Origin of the sequence: Nonomuraea sp. NPDC005692 (assembly GCF_040631115.1) — a bacterium.
In the GTDB taxonomy this organism is placed as follows: Bacteria; Actinomycetota; Actinomycetes; order Streptosporangiales; family Streptosporangiaceae; genus Nonomuraea.
Genome location: NZ_JBEXYU010000010.1, coordinates 237,516 through 254,781 on the forward strand (window position 1 = coordinate 237,516; position 17,266 = coordinate 254,781).

Annotated in this window: 14 protein-coding genes; 7 read left to right on the plus strand and 7 right to left on the minus strand. The window is 71.5% G+C overall.

The genetic code is table 11. The annotated features are described in order from the left end of the window. Positions 1-145: 145 nt before the first annotated feature. The 6 genes from glgB to ABZ459_RS22860 all read left to right on the plus strand — a co-directional run bounded on the left by glgB (position 146) and on the right by ABZ459_RS22860 (position 10,181). Positions 146-2,350, plus strand: a complete 2,205-nt coding sequence (gene glgB, locus ABZ459_RS22835; protein WP_357973365.1) for a 1,4-alpha-glucan branching protein GlgB — start codon at positions 146-148, stop codon at positions 2,348-2,350. Positions 2,351-2,447: 97 nt separating this feature from the next. Next, on the plus strand, positions 2,448-4,340 hold the full coding sequence (locus tag ABZ459_RS22840) for a S8 family serine peptidase (RefSeq protein ID WP_357973368.1): 1,893 nt from the start codon (positions 2,448-2,450) through the stop codon (positions 4,338-4,340). A 163-nt stretch (positions 4,341-4,503) separates the two neighbouring features. Then, the gene (locus ABZ459_RS22845; protein ID WP_357973371.1) at positions 4,504-5,883 is read left to right on the plus strand and encodes a S8 family serine peptidase; all 1,380 of its coding nucleotides are present in this window, start codon (positions 4,504-4,506) and stop codon (positions 5,881-5,883) included. Between the two features lie 161 nt (positions 5,884-6,044). Beyond that, positions 6,045-7,394, plus strand: coding sequence for a S8 family serine peptidase (locus ABZ459_RS22850; protein WP_357973520.1), 1,350 nt, complete (start codon positions 6,045-6,047; stop codon positions 7,392-7,394). A gap of 98 nt (positions 7,395-7,492) precedes the next feature. Beyond that, entirely contained in the window at positions 7,493-9,190 is a 1,698-nt protein-coding gene (gene sppA, locus ABZ459_RS22855) for a signal peptide peptidase SppA (protein ID WP_357973374.1), read from the plus strand. A 46-nt stretch (positions 9,191-9,236) separates the two neighbouring features. After that, a complete protein-coding gene (locus ABZ459_RS22860) occupies positions 9,237-10,181 on the plus strand; it encodes a hypothetical protein (RefSeq protein ID WP_357973377.1) in 945 nt (314 codons plus the stop codon). Here the strand turns inward: ABZ459_RS22860 and ABZ459_RS22865 are convergent. Genes ABZ459_RS22865 through ABZ459_RS22890 form a run of 6 tightly spaced genes read right to left on the minus strand, consistent with a single transcriptional unit; the run spans position 10,129 to position 14,614 of the window. After that, entirely contained in the window at positions 10,129-10,716 is a 588-nt protein-coding gene (locus ABZ459_RS22865; RefSeq protein WP_357973379.1) for an NAD(P)H-dependent oxidoreductase, read from the minus strand. The two genes, ABZ459_RS22860 and ABZ459_RS22865, sit on opposite strands and share 53 nt — an antisense overlap. Further along, positions 10,717-11,199, minus strand: a complete 483-nt coding sequence (locus tag ABZ459_RS22870; RefSeq protein ID WP_352352263.1) for a flavin reductase family protein — start codon at positions 11,197-11,199, stop codon at positions 10,717-10,719. It abuts the gene before it with no gap. 37 nt (positions 11,200-11,236) lie between these two features. After that, positions 11,237-12,163: an ABC transporter substrate-binding protein gene (locus tag ABZ459_RS22875; RefSeq protein ID WP_357973381.1), complete on the minus strand. Its 927-nt coding sequence runs from the start codon at positions 12,161-12,163 to the stop codon at positions 11,237-11,239. A 39-nt stretch (positions 12,164-12,202) separates the two neighbouring features. After that, entirely contained in the window at positions 12,203-12,895 is a 693-nt protein-coding gene (locus tag ABZ459_RS22880; RefSeq protein WP_352352265.1) for an ABC transporter permease subunit, read from the minus strand. Beyond that, entirely contained in the window at positions 12,892-13,569 is a 678-nt protein-coding gene (locus tag ABZ459_RS22885) for an ABC transporter permease subunit (RefSeq protein ID WP_357973384.1), read from the minus strand. The genes ABZ459_RS22880 and ABZ459_RS22885 overlap by 4 nt, the downstream gene beginning before the upstream one ends. After that, on the minus strand, positions 13,562-14,614 hold the full coding sequence (locus ABZ459_RS22890; RefSeq protein ID WP_357973387.1) for an ABC transporter ATP-binding protein: 1,053 nt from the start codon (positions 14,612-14,614) through the stop codon (positions 13,562-13,564). The genes ABZ459_RS22885 and ABZ459_RS22890 overlap by 8 nt, the downstream gene beginning before the upstream one ends. 263 nt (positions 14,615-14,877) lie before the next feature. Between ABZ459_RS22890 and ABZ459_RS22895 the strand changes: the two genes are divergently transcribed. Next, entirely contained in the window at positions 14,878-16,533 is a 1,656-nt protein-coding gene (locus ABZ459_RS22895) for a sigma factor-like helix-turn-helix DNA-binding protein (protein ID WP_357973390.1), read from the plus strand. A gap of 4 nt (positions 16,534-16,537) precedes the next feature. Here ABZ459_RS22895 and ABZ459_RS22900 read toward each other — a convergent pair whose 3' ends face one another. Beyond that, complete coding sequence (locus ABZ459_RS22900; protein WP_357973393.1) at positions 16,538-17,263, minus strand: DUF981 family protein; 726 nt, start codon at positions 17,261-17,263, stop codon at positions 16,538-16,540. Between the last annotated feature and the right edge of the window lie 3 nt (positions 17,264-17,266).

Genomic DNA, 17,266 nt, shown 5'->3' on the forward strand with positions numbered 1-17,266 from the left:
CCACGACACGGCCAAGGATCATCCATGACGATCCCGCATACTTCTGCGATCATCCCGGGATTTTGCACATTCGGTGATTGTCGCCGTGAAAGCGGGCAGTGCCTGAGATGGACGGTCATCATAAGGCAGGGTTGGGAGCATGCCCATGAGGACAGAGCTCGACCGCCTCGCTGGCGGGGCGCACCACGATCCGCACTCCGTGCTCGGAGCACACCCGGTCGCGGGCGGCGTGGTGTTCCGCGCGCTGCGCCCGCTGGCCGAGCGGGTGCAGGTGGTGCTCGACGACGGCACGGCCCACGACATGAGACACCAGGCCCACGGCGTGTTCGAGGCCACGGTCACCGGGCTGGACAAGGTGCCCGACTACACCCTGCGGGTCCGGTACGCCGGTGGCGAGCCGTACGAGGTCAGGGACCCGTACCGGCATTGGCCCACGCTGGGCGAGGTGGACCTGCACCTCATCGGCGAGGGGCGGCACGAGCGGCTGTGGGAGGTCCTGGGCGCCCGGGTGATGGAGCACCAGGACGTGCAGGGCACCGCGTTCGCCGTCTGGGCGCCGAACGCGCGCGGCATCAGGGTCGTCGGCGACTTCAACCACTGGGACGGCACCGCCTACCCGATGCGCTCGCTCGGCCGGTCGGGCGTGTGGGAGCTGTTCGTCCCCGGGCTGGCGGCCGGTGAGCGGTACAAGTTCCAGATCCTCGGCGCCGACGGGCTCTGGCGCGACAAGGCCGACCCCATGGCCCGGCGCACCGAGGTGCCCCCGATGACCGCCTCCGTGATCGACGAGTCCTCCTACACCTGGGCCGACGACGACTGGACGGCCGCGCGGCGCGACCGGCCGGCGCAGCTCGGGCCGATGAGCGTCTACGAGGTGCACCTCGGCTCGTGGCGGCCGGGGCTGTCCTACCTGGAGCTGGCCGACCAGCTCTCCGACTACGTGGCCGACATGGGGTTCACGCACGTCGAGCTGCTGCCGGTGGCCGAGCACCCGTTCGGCGGCTCGTGGGGCTACCAGGTGACGTCCTACTACGCGCCGACGGCCAGGTTCGGCACGCCCGACGAGTTCCGGCACTTCGTGGACCGCATGCACCAGCGCGGCATCGGCGTGCTGCTGGACTGGGTGCCGGCCCACTTCCCCATGGACGACTGGGCCCTGGCCCGCTTCGACGGCACCCCGCTGTACGAGCACGCCGACCCGGCCAGGGGCGAGCACCCCGACTGGGGCACCTACGTCTTCGACTTCGGCCGCAGGGAGGTCAAGAACTTCCTGGTCGCGAACGCGCTCTACTGGCTGAAGGAGTTCCACGTGGACGGCCTGCGGGTGGACGCGGTCGCCTCGATGCTCTACCTCGACTACTCGCGCCGCGAGGGCGAGTGGACCCCCAACGTCTACGGCGGCCGGGAGAACCTCGACGCGGTCGAGTTCCTCAAGGAGATGAACTCGGTCTGCTACCGGGAGGCTCCGGGCATCTCGACCGTCGCCGAGGAGTCGACGGCCTGGCCCGGCGTCTCGCGGCCGGTGCACCTGGGCGGGCTCGGCTTCGGGTTCAAGTGGAACATGGGCTGGATGCACGACACGCTCGAATACCTGCGCCGCGAGCCGATCTTCCGCCAGTACCACCACCACCAGATGACGTTCTCCCTCATCTACGCCTATTCCGAGAACTACGTGCTGCCGCTGTCCCATGACGAGGTGGTGCACGGCAAGGGCTCGCTGCTCGGCAAGATGCCGGGGGACGAATGGCAGCGTTTCGCCCAGCTCAGGGCGTTGCTGGCGTTCATGTGGGCGCATCCGGGCAAGCAGTTGTTGTTCATGGGCGGCGAGTTCGGCCAGGGCTCGGAGTGGTCGGAGGAGCGCGGGCTCGACTGGTGGGTGCTGGAGTTCGACGGGCACAAGGGCGTGCAGCGGCTCGTCCGCGACCTCAACAGGCTCTACAAGGAGACCCCGGCGCTGTGGGAGCAGGACGCCAGACCGGAGGGGTTCCGCTGGATCGACGCCGACGACGCGTCCGGGAACACGTTCTCGTTCGTCCGGTACGCGGCCGACGGGTCGGCGGCGGCCTGCGTGGTCAACTTCAGCGGCGGTGCGCACGAGAGCTACCGGCTCGGCCTCCCCTACGGCGGTCACTGGGCGGAGGTCGTCAACACCGACGCCTACGACTACTGGGGCAGCGGCGTGGGCAACATGGGAGGGGTCGAGGCCGAGGCCGAGCCGTGGCACGGGCTGCCGTTCTCCACGACGTTGCGGGTGCCGCCGCTGGGCGCGGTGTGGCTGACCAAGGAGGCGCCGCCGGAGCCGTCGGGGTCGGCGGAGTCCTCAGGGTCGGCGGGGTCGTTGAACGTTTGAGGTGCGTGCGCTGAAAGTTCGGTGAGAAACGGGGCCGGACTCTGTGCTGGCGGGATAAATCGCCCTAAACTCCGAGATCATCCCCTTCGGAGGACGCGTGCGATTTCGCCCCCTGATCGTGTGCTCGATCGTGCTGGCCCTGTTATCGGCCCCCGTCCCGGCGTTCGCCGACGACCCCGCGGCGACGCCGACGCCGGCGCCCTCCCAGAGCAAGCTGGAGGAGGGCCTCGCGCTCGACGGCGACACCACCCGCGCCATCGTGGAGCTGACCGACGCCGCGCAGCACGAGCCGGTGGCCGGCGCGGCGGCGGCCCAGAGCGTCGACGTGCTGCTGCAGCCGCCGAGTCAGTCGTTCATGGTGGTGGAGGGCACCGCCGAGGAGCTGGCGAAGCTGGCCGAGGACCCGCGCGTCACCTCCATCCACCGCGACCGGACGTACGCGCCGGCCGAGGTGGGGTCCAACATCACCCAGATCGGCGCGGACAAGGCCCACGAGAAGAACCTCACCGGCGCGGGCCAGAACATCGTCGTCCTGGACACCGGGATCGACCGCGACCACCCGTACTTCGGGGGCAGGCTCGCGGGTGAGGCGTGCTTCTCGGCCGTGGAGAGCGACGTGGAGTCGCTGTGCCCGAACGGGCAGCCCCAGCAGACCGGCGAGGGCGCGGCCGACGCCACCACCGCCAAGTGCCTGTCCGGCGGCGTGAACCTGTGCGAGCACGGCACGCACGTCGCCGGCATCGCGGCGGGCAGCGGCGGCGTGGCGCCGGGCGCCGGGATCATCGCGGTGCAGGTGTTCAGCCGGGTGAACGACGAGGACACCTGCATGGGCGAGTCGTCGTGCCTGCTGGCCTTCGAGTCGTCGCTGCGGCTGGCCATGGACTACGTGGCCACGCTCACCCAGCCGGTCGCGGCGGTGAACCTGAGCCTGGGCGGCGCGTTGTCGGAGACCGACTGCGACGCCACCGAGGAGGGCGCGGTCTTCAAGCCGAAGATCGACGCTCTGCTGGCCAAGGGCATCGCGACCGTGGTCGCCGCCGGGAACGAGTTCTTCGAGGGCGCCTCCTACCCCGCCTGCGTCTCCTCGGCGGTCGCGGTCGGCGCGAACGACGGCTCCGACGCCATCGCCGACTTCTCCAACCGGGGCTCGCTGGTCGACTTCTTCGCCCCGGGCGTGGACATCCAGTCCTCGGTGCCGGACAACCAGATGGCCACGCACAGCGGCACCTCGATGGCGACGCCGCACGTCGCCGGCGCGCTGGCGCTGATGAAGGCCGCCTCGCCGCAGACGCCCGTCGCCGACCTGATCAACACGCTGAAGACCACGGGCCGGCCCTACCAGTACGAGGCCAACGGCGCCCAGGTCACCACCCCCCGCCTGGACGTGGGCGCCGCCCTGGCCGGCACCGGCACCCAGCCGCCGATCACGCAGACGCCGACGACCGCCCCCACGGACGACCCCGAGCCCGACCCGACGGACGGCAGCGGCCCGACGCCCGAGCCCGACCCCACGGACGACGGGCAGCCGGCGCCGGCCCCGACGTCCTCGGTCACGCCGGTCCCGCTGCCCACCGTCACGGTGACGGTGACCGTCACGCCGACCCCCGCCCCGTCGGCCGCCGCCGTCTGCACCCGCGGCACGGCCGGCGCCAGGATGACGGCCGGCAAGTGGGCCGTGGAGATCCACCGCAGCAGCGGGACGATCCCCGACAACGCGCTGAACTGCTACCTGAAGCTGATCGGCAAGGCCAGCAAGGTGTTCCCCGAGCTGACCAAGGCGTCGTCGCTGGGCAAGGCGTATCGGGTGCTGAAGGGCACGAAGACGACCCGCGACAAGCTGGACAGCGCGCTGCTGACGGCCTGGCTCAACTGGGCGCACGGCAGGAACGGCACCACGGTGCTGACGGCCGCCGAGAAGGTGCGGCTGAGCGGCGCGGCGTCGAAGGCGGCGCTGAAGAAGGCGACGAAGAACGTGCTCAAGTCGCTCTGAGGCAGCTTCCTCAACGGAAGGGCCGACCGGCCCTTCCGTCTTCCCCGCCGCATGGCAAAAACCCGCTCAGCTTTCACTGCTTTCACTTACGTCACCGACATCACACATGTCACACCAGGGGATGGACACCTCACACCGGACGGTCTGACCCTCGGAGGACTAAGTGAGGCTACGGTCCCTGCTCGCCGGCGCTGCCGCGCTGGCCACGACATCCGCCGTGCTCTGCGCGGCGCCACCGCTGAGCGCCGACGCGCGCGACACCGGCGACCCGGTCATCAGCCCCGCCCTGGTCGCGGAGGTCAAGGCCAAGAGCAAGGTCCGGTCGATCATCCAGCTCAAGCCGGGGCAGAACGTGCAGGCCGTGGCCAAGGATCTCGAACAGGCCTCCGAGGGCAGCCGGGTGCTGGAGGCGGCCCAGTCGCCCCATTTCTTCGTCGCCGAGCTGGACGGCAAGACGCTGGCCCAGCTCAGGAAGGACGACCGCGTCCAGGCGGTCTACAAGGACGAGCTGCGCCCGGCCGTCCTGGACACGAGCACCCGGATCATCGGCTCCGACCGGGCCAACGCGGCCGGCTGGACGGGCAGGGGCTTCACGGTGGCCGTCCTCGACACGGGCATCGACCGCGACCACCCGTTCTTCGCCGGCCGGATCGTGGACGAGGCGTGCTTCTCCTCCTCCGACGCCAGTGACGGCTCGGTCTCGCTCTGCCCGAACAGCCAGCCGAGCCAGACCGGCCCGGGGTCCGCGGACGCCGAGACCGCCCAGTGCGTCGTGAACGGCGTCAACGCCTGCTCGCACGGCACGCACGTCGCGGGCATCGCCGCGGGCCGGATGACGACCGGCGCCCCCTCCAACGGCGTCGCGCCCGCCGCGGGCATCCTGCCGATCCAGGTGTTCAGCCGCATCGACAGCGCGATGACGTGCGCGGTCATCGGCACCCAGGCGCCCTGCTTCCTCAGCTACACCTCCGACCAGAAGCTGGCGCTGGAGTACGTCGCGCGGGTGGCCGCGGCCCAGCACGTCGCCGCGGCGAACCTGAGCCTGGGCGGCGGCGGGCCGTACCGCGAGAACTGCGACTCCGACCCGAGCGCGGCGGGCCTCAAGCCGGACTTCGACACGCTGATCTCCCTCGGGGTCGCGCCCGTGGTCGCGGCCGGCAACAACGGCTTCCCCGACGGCGTCTCGGCGCCGGCCTGCATCTCCTCCGCCGTCGCGGTGGGCGCCACCGACGACCGGGACGCGGTGGCCGACTTCTCCAACCGGGGCCCGCTGCTCGACCTGCTCGCGCCGGGCGTGGGCATCAGGTCGTCGGTGCCCGACGACACCTACGCCGACAAGAGCGGCACGTCGATGGCCACGCCGCACGTGGCGGGGGCGTTCGCGCTGATGCGGCAGGCGTACCCGAACTTCACGGTGGCGCAGAGCCTGCAGCGGTTGCAGGCCACGGGCCGGAGCATCGGCTACCCCGCCGGCGGCGCCCAGGCGCGCACCGCTCGGATCGACGTGTTCAGCGCCACGGCCCCGAGTGCTCCCAAAGCCTGAGACCAGCACGTACGAGAGGGCCGGACGGGACGATCCGGCCCTTTCGCGTACCAGAACAAGAAGCGGTAACAGAACACAAGTGCCTCTCTGACATCTCTTGTCCAATATCTACACTTCTTTACACAAACGCCCCCCGACCCCCGGAGGATCAGTTGAGACTCATGTCTCTGCTGGCCGGTGCGATCACCCTCGCCGCCACCGCTGCGACGATGGTCGCCACCCCCGCCCTGGCCGACCCCGAGTCCAAGATCGACCCGGCCGTGACCGCGGCCGGCGAGCACCGCGTCATCGTCCGCGTCCGCCAGCCCGCCCAGGTGCAGTCGGCCCTGGCCGGTGCGGAAGGGGTCAGGCAGGACAGGCGGAACGTCGTGGCCACGCCGCCCGCCGAGCTGGCCGGCAAGCTCGACTTCTTCGTCTACCGCGGCACCCGCGCCGAGCTGGAGAAGGTCGCCGAGCAGGCGGACGTCGTCTCGATCCGCAAGGACCGGCTCAACGAGCCCTCGCTGGCGCAGAGCGTCCCGCTGATCGGCGCCGACCGGGCACACCGGCAGGGCTTCACCGGCAAGGGCACCGCCGTCGCGATCATCGACTCCGGCATCGACAACGACCACCCGGCCTTCGGCCGCCGCATCGCGGCCCAGGCGTGCTTCTCCGCCACCGACCCGGCCGACGGCTCGACGCCGCTGTGCCCCAACGGCAGCCAGTTCCAGATCGGCGACGGCGCGGCCAGCTCCGAGACCGAGGCGTGCCTGCGCAACGCCCCCCGGCCCGAGTACGGCCTGTGCTACCACGGCACCCACGTCGCGGGCATCACCGCGGGCCAGGCGACCAAGGAGTTCCCCAACCCCGGCGTCGCCCCCAAGGCCAAGATCATCGCGATCCAGGTCTTCAGCCGCTTCGACAACTCCCCCTACTGCGGCGCCGCGGCGGCCTGCGTGCTCGCCTACGACTCCTCGGTCCTGACCGGCATGGCGTACGCGAACGTGCTGGCCGACCAGTACGACGTCGCCGCGGTCAACCTGAGCCTGGGCGGCGGCAAGTACGACACCTACTGCGACGAGGGCGACGGCGCCGACTTCAAGGCCGAGGTGGACCGTCTCCAGGCCAAGGGCGTCGCCACCGTCGTGGCCTCGGGCAACAACGGCTTCGACGCCTCCGTCTCCTGGCCCGCCTGCGTCTCCAACGTCGTGACCGTGGGGGCCACCGACAAGCAGGACGCCGTGGCCTCCTTCTCCAACCGGGGCACCATGCTCGACCTGTTCGCGCCCGGCGTCTCGATCACCGGCGCCATCAGCGGCAACGCCTACGCCACGCTGAACGGCACCTCGATGGCCGCCCCGCACGTCGCCGGCTCGTTCGCGCTGCTGCGGCAGAAGCGCGCGCACGCCACCTCCGACCAGCTCCTCGACGCGTTGAAGCGCACCGGCAAGCCCATCGCGTACGCCAGCGCGGGCACCCAGCTCACCACCCCCCGCATCAACGTCTACGCCGCCCTGCACAACCGCCACTGACCCGGCATCGGCGCAGGTTCCAGGCGGCCGCCCGCACCCGGGCGGCCGCCTGGACCTCTTCCGGGCCCGATGCAAAATGTGTCGCTTAGGGTGGCTATATGGACGCAGGCAGGGCGATCTTCGAAACCGTCGACAAGCTTCGCCAGCGGCGCACCGGCCCGCTGGTCCTGGAGCTCGATCTCACCGAGGGCCTCACGGAAGGACCGCCGTCCGACCCGGTCGCCGCGGTGTTGTCCATGCGCAAGACCCGTCTGTCGGACGTGCTGTCCGGCCTCCGGCGGGCCGGCCGGGACTCCAGGGTCAAGGCGCTGGTGGTCAAGCTCGGCGGCAACCCCATGGGCCTGGCCATGGTCCAGGAGCTGCGCGAGGCCGTCACCCGCTTCCGCGCCTCCGGCAAGCTGACCGTGGCCTACGCCGAGACGTTCGGGGAGTTCAGCGGCGGCACGGTGCCCTACTACCTGGCCACCGCGTTCGAGCGGGTCTACCTCCAGCCCAGCGGCGACGTCGGGCTCACGGGCGTGGCGATCGAGCAGCGTTTCCTTAAGGGCGCGCTGACCAAGCTGGGCGTGGAGGTCGAGGCCGGGCAGCGGCACGAGTACAAGACCGCGGTCAACACCTTCACCCAGGACCACATGACCGAGCCCCACCGCGAGTCGATGACCCGCATCGTGGAGTCGGTCGCCGAGCAGCTCGTCCGCGGCATCGCCGAGGGCCGCAGGCTCGACCCGGCCAAGGTGCGCGAGCTGGTCGACCGCGGCCCCTTCACCGCCTCCGAGGCTCGGGAGACCGGCCTGGTGGACGCCCTCGCCTACCGCGACGAGGTGTACGACGAGGTCAGGCGGGCCACGGGCGGCGAGGCCCACCTGCTGTTCGTCTCCCGGTACGCCAGGAGCGCGGCGGTGCGGAAGCTGCCGCACCCCATGGCCGACGGCATCGCGCTCGTGCACGGCAGCGGGCAGATCAGGAGCGGCCGCAGCGGACGCAGCCCGCTCGGCGGAGGCGGCGCGATGGGCTCCGACACGATCAGCGCGGCGCTGCGCGCGGCCCGCCGGGACGAGCACGTCAAGGCCGTGGTCTTCCGCGTGGACAGCCCCGGCGGCTCGTACGTGGCCTCCGACACGGTGTGGCGGGAGGTGACGCTGACCCGCCGGGTGAAGCCGGTGATCGTCTCCATGGGCGACCTGGCCGCGTCCGGCGGTTACTTCGTCTCCATGGGCGCCGACGTGATCGTGGCCCAGCCCGGCACCCTGACCGGCTCGATCGGCGTATATGGCGGCAAGCCCGTCATGACCGACTTGCTCCAAAAAATCGGGATAAATACTGAACTGGTCGCCGACGGGGTCAACGCCGGCATGTTCTCCACCGCCCGCGGCTTCTCCCCCGACCAGTGGGACCGGGTGAACGGCTGGCTCGACCGCATCTACGACGACTTCGTGGGCAAGGTCGCCCAGAGCCGCGACCTCACCCGCGAACGCGTCCACGAGCTGGCCAGAGGCCGGGTCTGGACCGGCGCGGACGCCCACGCCAACGGCCTGGTCGACGAGCTGGGCGGCCTTGAGCACGCCCTCGGCCTGGCCCGCGAGCGCGCCGGGCTCGCCGACGACGCCCCCGTGCGCGTCTACCCCAGGCTCAACCCGCTGGAGCGCCTGCGGGGCCCGGAGTCCAGCGAGGACAAGTCCGCCGCCCTGGCCAGGATGCGGCTCGACGCCTGGGGGCCGCTGGCCCGCCTGTCGGCCGAGCTGGGCCTGCCCGCCGCCGGTCCGCTCTCTTTGCCCGGTTGGTACGTCATCAGGTAATTCGATCTTGTATGCTCCCTGATCCACGGGGATCGGAGGAGCACACGTGATCGTCAACCTCGCCGTCGCGCTGGCCCTGGCCGCCGCGCCCGCGCCCGCGCAGCCGCCGGTCGGCGCGCTGCCGGGCAGCGGCGCGAGCGTGGTGGCCAAGCTGTCCGGCCGGCCGGTCCAGCTCAGCTCCTACGGCACGGCCGCCCCCGGCGGCCAGTGGGCGTGGAACCCGGCCAAGCGCGCCTGGACGCGGGTGGACGGCGCGGTCGGCGTCTCCCCGGACGAGCGCCGGCAGGTGAGGCTGGCCGACCGTGCGGGCGGCGCGCCGAAGGTGACCTTCCTGGACCGCCGGTCGGGCAAGGAGAGCGAGGTCGAGCTGCCCGTGCCGGAGGACCCCGAGCGGGAGGGCCAGTACCTGCGAACGCTCTGGCCCACCTGGTCGCCGGACGGCCGCCGCCTGCTGCTCAACGTGTTCGAGCCGGGCGGCGAGCCGCGTTCCGCGGGCATCGTGCTGATCGACGTGCCCTCGCTGGAGGCCCGGTTCGTCCGGATCGAGAAGGCGCTCATCACCGTGGGCGGCTTCCAGTGGACGCACGACGGCAAGGGCGTGGTCGTGCGCTGGGGCAAGAACGGCTCCTCCGCGGTCCGCCGCTACGACCTCACCGGCGCGGTCACCCGGACCTGGCACGTACGGGGACGCCCGGCCGCCTCCGGGCTCGGCGCGTTCAGCCCGTCGGGCCGCCGCTTCGTCACCGCCTGCACCTCGCTGGAGAAGGCCGCCTGCGTCTGGGACACCCGTACCGGCAAGGCCGTCACCCAGGTCAAGCTGGCCTTCAGCCCGGTGTGGGGCCCGACGCTCGGCTGGTACGACGAGCGGCACCTGCTCGCCCCGGTCAAGGACGGCGTGGGCGTCGTCGACCTCACGGGCCGGGTCGTCGAGACGCTGGTCAAGGCCGGTAAGAAGACGACCCTGTATCCGCACTTCGAGCGCCGGGGCTGAAGAAGGCCGCGGCCCGCTCCAGGGCGCCGGTGTCGCGCAGGATGTCGCCGGGGCGGTTGGCGTAGCCGATGAGCGCGCCGCCCCATGACCCGAAGTACTCGGCCGACAGGCGCAGCGTGCCGATCAGCGGATCGGCCACCGACTCGTCCTCCTCGCTGATCGTGGTGACCGCCCATACGGTCTTGCCCGCCATGCGCGCCTTGAAGTCGTAGCCCGGGACGCGCATCCAGGCCGACCAATAGTCCAGGTAGAGCTTGGTGGTGGCGGAGACGCTGTACCAGTAGAGCGGCGAGACGATCACCAGGTCGGTGGCGTCGAGCGTGGCCTCGACGAGCAGCTTCTCCGCGCCCTCGGGGACGGGGTAGACGCCGTCGCCGGAGTGGCGGATGTCCTGGAAGGGCGGCAGCGGGTGGTCGTCGAGGCGCAGCCAGCGTTGGCCGACGTCCGGCGGGAGCGCTGCGGCGGCATGCCTGGCCAGGGTCTCGGTGTTGCCGTCACGGCGGTTGCCGCCCAGGAGGAAGAGAAAACTGCGCATTCAGCATCCCATCGGCCGGTAGCGGGCGCGCAGCCGTACCAGCGGCTGGAGCGCGGGGGTGACATAGGGGACGGCGAGCACCTGGGCGACGAAGAGCGTGTGGTCGCCGGCCGGGACGACCTGGGTCGTCTCGGCCTCCAGGGCCGCCACACCGCCCTCGACCACCAGCGCCTCGGTGTGCGCCCCCCGATGGTGGGGGGTGCCCGCCAGCAGGAGGCGGGCGCTGGGACGGCCGGCGGTGGCGAAGCGGCTGGCGATCGCGGCCTGGCCGGAGGACAGCAGCGAGGCCGCCCACCGGTCCTGCCGGAGCAGCACCTCGCAGAGGTAGCCGCGGGAGGCCAGGCTGATCAGCACGAGCGGCGGCTCGGCCGAGACGGACATCAGCGCCGACACGGTCACGCCCAGGTCGTCACGCCCGTCCCGGACGGTGATCACCGCGACGCCCGCGGCCAGTTGGGCCATCGCCTCCGTGAACTCGCTCACAGCGGAGACCTCCGGCCGGAGGCCCCCGCCGCGGGCGTCAGGCGAGGCCGTTGGAGGTCAGCCATTCCTTGGCCACCGTGGCGGGCTCGTCCTTGTTGACGGAGATCTTCTGCATCATGTCGAGCAGGGACTGGGTGCTCAGCTTGGCCGAGATGCCGTTGAGCGTGGTGCGGATCGTGTCGTTCGCGCCGGACTTGAACAGCAGCGGCGTGACGTTCTGGGCGGGGAAGATGTTCTTGGTGTCCTGGAGCGGCACCAGGTTGTTGGCCAGCATCTTGGGGTCCGTGGTGAACACGTTGCCGACCTGGATCGAGCCGTCCTTCAGGGCGTCGGCCGTGGCCGGGCCCTTCGGCTCCCACTGCTTGAACTCCAGCCCGTAGACCTCCTTGAAGCGCGCCTCCCACCGCTTCTTGAACTCGGGCGGGCCGCCGACGACCATGTTCTTGGAGACCTTGGCCAGGTCCTCGATGGTGTTCAGCGACTGCTTGGTCTGGGTGTCCTTGGTGACCGAGAGGCTGTCCTTGTCCTCGGCCGGGGAGGAGTCGAGCACTTCGAGCTCGGCCGGGAGCTTCTCCTTCAGCGCCGCGTTGACCTCGTCGGTCGTCGAGGCGGTGTTCTTCAGGTCGACGAAGGCCAGCAGGTTGCCGTTGTACTCCGGAACGATGGTCAGGCCGCCGTTCTTGACCTGGTCGTAGACCGCCTCGCGGCTGCCGATGCGCGGCTTCTCCTCGACCTGCACGCCCTTGGCCTCAAGCGCCTGGGCGTAGATCGACGCGAGCAGCACGCTCTCGTCGAAGTCGAAGGAGCCGATGACGGCCTTGCCCCCGGCCGCCGCGGCCGACCCGCTGGGCGCCGCGCTCGTGGTGTCGAGCGGGTTGCCCCCACCGCCGCTCCCGCCACCGCAGGCGGCCAGCGCCAGCGTCGCCGACACGAGCACCGCCGCGGTGCCGATCATGCGTCTCATCTTGAATTTCCCTTCTAAAGCGGCAGGTAATACCGGAGACTATCGAACCTTCAGTCTCTGGCTCACCCCCGGCGAAACGGTCACCCTCTGGATGAGGGCGAACACGATCTGCACGACGAGCGCGAACAGCACAATCAGTACTGAACCCCCCACAACGCTCGCATAATCCTTGGTCGCGAAACCGTCGATCACGAACCGGCCGAGCCCGCCGAGCCCCGTGTACGCCGCGACCGTCGTGGTGGAGACCACCTGGATCGCCGACAGCCTGAGCCCGAGCAGGATCAGGGGAAGCGCCACCGGGACCAGCACCCGGCCGAGCACCTGCCCGCCGCGCAGCCCCATCCCGTACGCCGCGTCGCGCAGCTCCGGGTCGACGCCCTTGATCCCCTCGTAGGTGTTGACCAGGATCGGCGGCACCGACAGCAGCACCAGCGGGATGATCACCGGCCAGATCGAGGACGTGCCGAGCAGCAGCACGAACAGCACCAACAGGCCGAGCGTCGGCAGCGCCCTGGCCAGGTTCGCCGAGATGACGACCACGACCTCGCCCCGGCCGGTGTGGCCGATGGCCAGCCCCAGCGGCACCGCGATCAGCATCGCCAGCACCAGCGCCAGGGCCGAGAACTCCAGGTGCTCCAGCAGCCGCGCCGGGATGCCGTCGGGGCCGGCCCAGTTCGCCCCGGTGCCGAAGAAGTCGGCCAGCCAGCCGAAGAACGAGCCCAACCAGCTCACGACGTCCCCTTCCGCGCGCGCACCCAGGGGGTGAGCAGGCGCTGGGCCAGGACCAGCAGGCCGTCGGCGACCAGCGCCAGCGCGACGATCAGCACGATGCCGGTGACCACCGGCGGCATGAACGGGTTCTGGTAGGCCCGGGTGAACAGCCCGCCGAGCCCGCCCTGGCCGATCAGCGCGCCCACGCTGACCAGGCTGATGCTGGAGACAGCGACCACGCGCAGCCCGGCCAGCACCACCGGCGTGGCGATGGGCAGCTCGACCTGCAGCAGGCGGCGCATGGGCGTGAACCCCATCGCGACGGCCGACTGGCGCACGTGGTCGGGCACCGAGTTCAGCCCGTCGACCACGGCCGGGATGAGCACGGCCATGCCGTAGAAGGTCAGCGGGATGATCACGGTGGTCTGCGACAGCCCGGTCACCGAGATCAGCAACATGAACACCGGCAGCGACGGCAGCGCGTAGACGACGTTCATCAGGCCCGAGGTGGGCTGGTAGAGCCAGCGCCAGCGCACGCAGGCCAGCCCGAGCGGCAACGCCAGCACCAGCGCGGCCAGGATCGGCACCACGGACATGGTCAGGTGGTCGGTCAGCAGGTTCCTGATGCTGTCGGCGCGGCCGGTGTCCCAGTTGCGCGCGATCCACTCCCAGATGCTGGGCGGACCCTCACGCATCGGCGGCCTCCGCCAGCGCCTCGTCCAGGGCCTCCCTGGTGGCCACGCCGACGACCCTGCCGTCCTCGTCCACGGCTACCGAGCAGCCGGAGGGCGACAGCAGCGCCGCGTCCAGGGCCGAGCGCATCGAGTCGCGGCCGAGCACGAACGTCCCGTACGGCTCCAGCTCCTCGGGCCGCGACCCGGCGAACCAGCCCACGGGCCGGTCGTCGGGGGTCACGACCAGCAGCCACGGCTCGCCGCTCGCCGCCCGTTCGCGCACGGTCAGGTCGGTACGCAGCCGCAGCCCCTTCGTGGAGATGAACTGCAGCCGCCTGATCCCCCGGTCGTGGCCCAGGAACTCGCGGACGAAGTCGTCGGCCGGCTCCGACAGCAGCGTCTTGGGGTCGGCGAGCTGGGCCAGCCGCCCGCCCACGCGCAGCACGGCCACGCGGTCGCCAAGCTTGATCGCCTCGTCGATGTCGTGGGTGACGAACACGATGGTCTTGTTCAGCTCCGCCTGCAGCCGCAGCAGCTCGTCCTGGAGGCTGGTGCGGACGATCGGGTCGACCGCGCTGAACGGCTCGTCCATGAGCAGCACGGGCGGGTCGGCGGCCAGCGCCCTGGCCACGCCCACGCGCTGCTGCTGCCCGCCGGAGAGCTGGAAGGGATAGCGGCCGGCGAAGGCCGGGTCGAGGCCGACGCGTTCGAGCAGCTCCATGGCCCGCGCTCGGGCCTTCTTCTTGTCCCAGCCCAGCAGGTACGGGACCGTCGCGATGTTGTCGACGATCTTCCGGTGCGGGAAGAGGCCGGCCTGCTGGATGACGTACCCGATGCCGCGGCGCAGCGTGGGCGGGTCGATGCCGCTCACGGGCACCCCGTCGAGGAGGATCTGTCCCTCGGAAGCGTCGATCATGCGATTGATCATCCGGAGGGACGTCGTCTTCCCGCAGCCCGAAGGGCCCACCAGCACGGTGATCTCGCCGGTGGGCGCCTCAAGGGAAAGGGCGTCCACGGCGGTGGTGCCGTCTGGATAGCGTTTGGTGACAGCGTCGAATGTGATCACGCGTGACCTCTCGCTCGATGGCAGGGCCGTGGCCCCCCTGCCACGACCGCCGCATGATCTCGGTGGCCCACAAGACTACGGCGACCCGCATCCCTGTGTCCCCACGGGGGACGGCTTAAACGTTTCACTGACCAGGGAGATTTACCGGAATTTCCGATCAAGTGGTGCGCCGGGCCTGGGTGAGTTGGCATGATTACCTCCACAAACTCCAGACGCGTACCCCTCACCTCAGCGTCCGCACATTTAGCAAGAGGATCGGCCCCGTGTCCCAGCCGCTCACCGGTCAGCGCCCCCGCACAGAACTGATCGCAGAGCTCTACGACCGCCATGCCGCCGGGCTGTTCGCGTACTGCGCCGACCAGCTCGGCGATCCGGGCGCCGCGTCCGACGTCCTGGCGTCCGTGCTCGCCGGCGTCCCCGACGTCGCCCCGCCCCGTGCCGCCCTGTACGCCTACGCCCGTCGCCAGATCCACCGGCGGGACGTCGTCTACGCCCCGCCCGTCGTGGACCCGCTCATCGACCCGGCCTCGGCGCTGGTCGAGCGCGTGCTGCGCGAGCTTCGCCCGCAGCAGCGCGAGGTGCTGGTGCTGTGCGCGGTGTGCGGGCTGAGCCGGGCCGAGCTGGCCTGGGTGCTCGACGTCGCCCCCGACACCGCCGACGAGCTCGCCTTCGGGGCGGGCCACCGGTTCCGCGAGGTCCTGGACATGGCCCTGACCGCGCTGGCCGGCGGACGGATGCCGAAGCCGGTCGCCGACGTCTACGGCGCGCTCGCGGTCGCGCCGCTGCGCGACGTCCTGGGACGTCTGCCCTGGCCGGAGCCGCCCGCGATCCTGCGGGTGCACTTCGCGGGATCGGTGCCGGCCGAGCCGGGGCCGCTGTTCGTCAAGCCGCTTTGGCCCGCGCCGCCGCAGTGGCCGCTGCCGCTCGCCGAGGCCGACCCGGCCACCAGCACCGGGATCTTCCCGGCGGACCTGCTCGCGCCGCCGCCCGCCGGACGGCCGTCCGTGCACGAGGCGACGACCGCGCCGATGCCCAAGCTGCGCGACCCGCTCGGGGCGCTGGACTCGATGGGGCCGCTGCGGGACCCGGCCGCGCGGGCGGCGGCCGTACGGCCGTTCCTGACCAAGCCCCCGCAGCCCGCGCAGCCCCTGCCTGAGGTCGCGGCCCCGTCCGCCGGGCCGTTCAGCACGGGGGACTTCACCGCGCCACCCGCCGCTCCGGCCGAGGGCCGGGTGGCGGGCGCCGTCGTCCCCCCGCCCGGGGAGCGGCCCTTCTTCCTGGCCGCGCCCATACCCGCGGACGTGCTGGACGACGAGCCCATCACCCAGGAGATGCCCGCGATCAGGGACGTTCCGGCGGGTCAGGACCCGGCCCCCGCTCCCCGGCGTCCCCTGGCGGCGGAGCAGCCGGGCAAGGAGGCGGCGCCGCTGTTCACCCCGAGGTCCAGGGCCGCCGCCGAACCGGTCTACCGCATGCCCGCCCCCGAGTCACCCCACGCCCCGGCCCCATCCGCCCCGGCGCCGTCCCACCCGGCCCTGTCCGCCCCGGCCCTGTCCGACCCGGCCCTGTCCGAGGATGCGGCGCCGTCCGGGCGCAGCCGCGCGGCGGACTTCGCCTTCGAGCTCGCCCGCGAGCTCGAGGCCGACCGCGCGCGCTACCCGGACCCCGCGCGCGACCTCCAGAACCCGTCCCGCCGGAAACCCGGCGCCGAGCCGGCCCGCTCGCCGGGGAGAGGCGGCGCCAAGCCCGGCGCCCGCAAGCAGCCGGCAGGCAAGAAGAAGGCCGCGGCCAGGAAGAAGGCGCTCAAGCGGCGCAGGGAACGGCACTACGACTGGGCCTGGGAGTTGATCGGGTTCCTGATCTGCGTGGCCATCGCGATGATCGTGTTCTTCTCCGTGCCGATGTTCATGGGCCCGTGAGCGCCTACATGGTGTTGACGATCAGCCCGATGTGGGTGAAGTAGTTCAGCGCGCCGAACAGCAGGAACGCCGCCCCGGCGATCCCCCAGCACACCCCGGTGACGGTCGTCACCGGGCCGCCCCTGGCCCGCAGCGCGAACGGGAACAGCACCGCACCCACCCCGACCAGCACGTACAGGCCGGAGATGAAGGTGGCCTCCAGCAGCGGCAGGTCGGCGAAGGCCCCCGAGATCGGCTCCTGCGGGGGCGCGGCGAACAGCGTGTACGTCCACCCCGCCGCCGCGATGCCGAAGCAGGCCAGCCCCATGCCGAAGACGAACAGCGAGATCGGCCCGGCCGTGCGCGCCACCAGCTTGCGCCGGTCGGGCGCCACGGTGCTCAGGCCCCAGCGTTTCCACAAGTAGAGCGCGGCGGCCAGCAGCAGCACGCCGAACGCCAGCGAGGGCTCCCCGAAGATGATGTTGTCGAACGGGAAGCCCTGCCCGGCCAGCGGCCAGGTGAGCGTCATGTGCAGCCCGGTGACCGCCAGGACGGCCCCGACCGCGCCGAACGCCAGCGCCCAGCCGTCCACGTGCTCCAGCGGGTCGCCCCTGAGCAGCCGGCGGCCGAAGGAGACCACGAGCAGCAACCCGACGCCGGCGGCGACCGCCATGATCGTGTTGTAGGTGGGCATCCTGGCCCAGTCGATCTTCAACTCCGGCTGAGCCAGGACCTCCCAGAATCCACCCATACA

Bases quoted from the DNA above. Each gene is read 5' to 3' on its own strand.
- glgB (WP_357973365.1), top strand. From the start codon at position 146: ATGAGGACAGAGCTCGACCGCCTCGCTGGCGGGGCGCACCACGATCCG.
- ABZ459_RS22850 (WP_357973520.1), top strand. From the start codon at position 6,045: ATGTCTCTGCTGGCCGGTGCGATCACCCTCGCCGCCACCGCTGCGACG.
- sppA (WP_357973374.1), top strand. From the start codon at position 7,493: ATGGACGCAGGCAGGGCGATCTTCGAAACCGTCGACAAGCTTCGCCAG.
- ABZ459_RS22865 (WP_357973379.1), bottom strand. From the start codon at position 10,716: ATGCGCAGTTTTCTCTTCCTCCTGGGCGGCAACCGCCGTGACGGCAAC.
- ABZ459_RS22875 (WP_357973381.1), bottom strand. From the start codon at position 12,163: ATGAGACGCATGATCGGCACCGCGGCGGTGCTCGTGTCGGCGACGCTG.
- ABZ459_RS22885 (WP_357973384.1), bottom strand. From the start codon at position 13,569: ATGCGTGAGGGTCCGCCCAGCATCTGGGAGTGGATCGCGCGCAACTGG.
- ABZ459_RS22900 (WP_357973393.1), bottom strand. From the start codon at position 17,263: ATGGGTGGATTCTGGGAGGTCCTGGCTCAGCCGGAGTTGAAGATCGAC.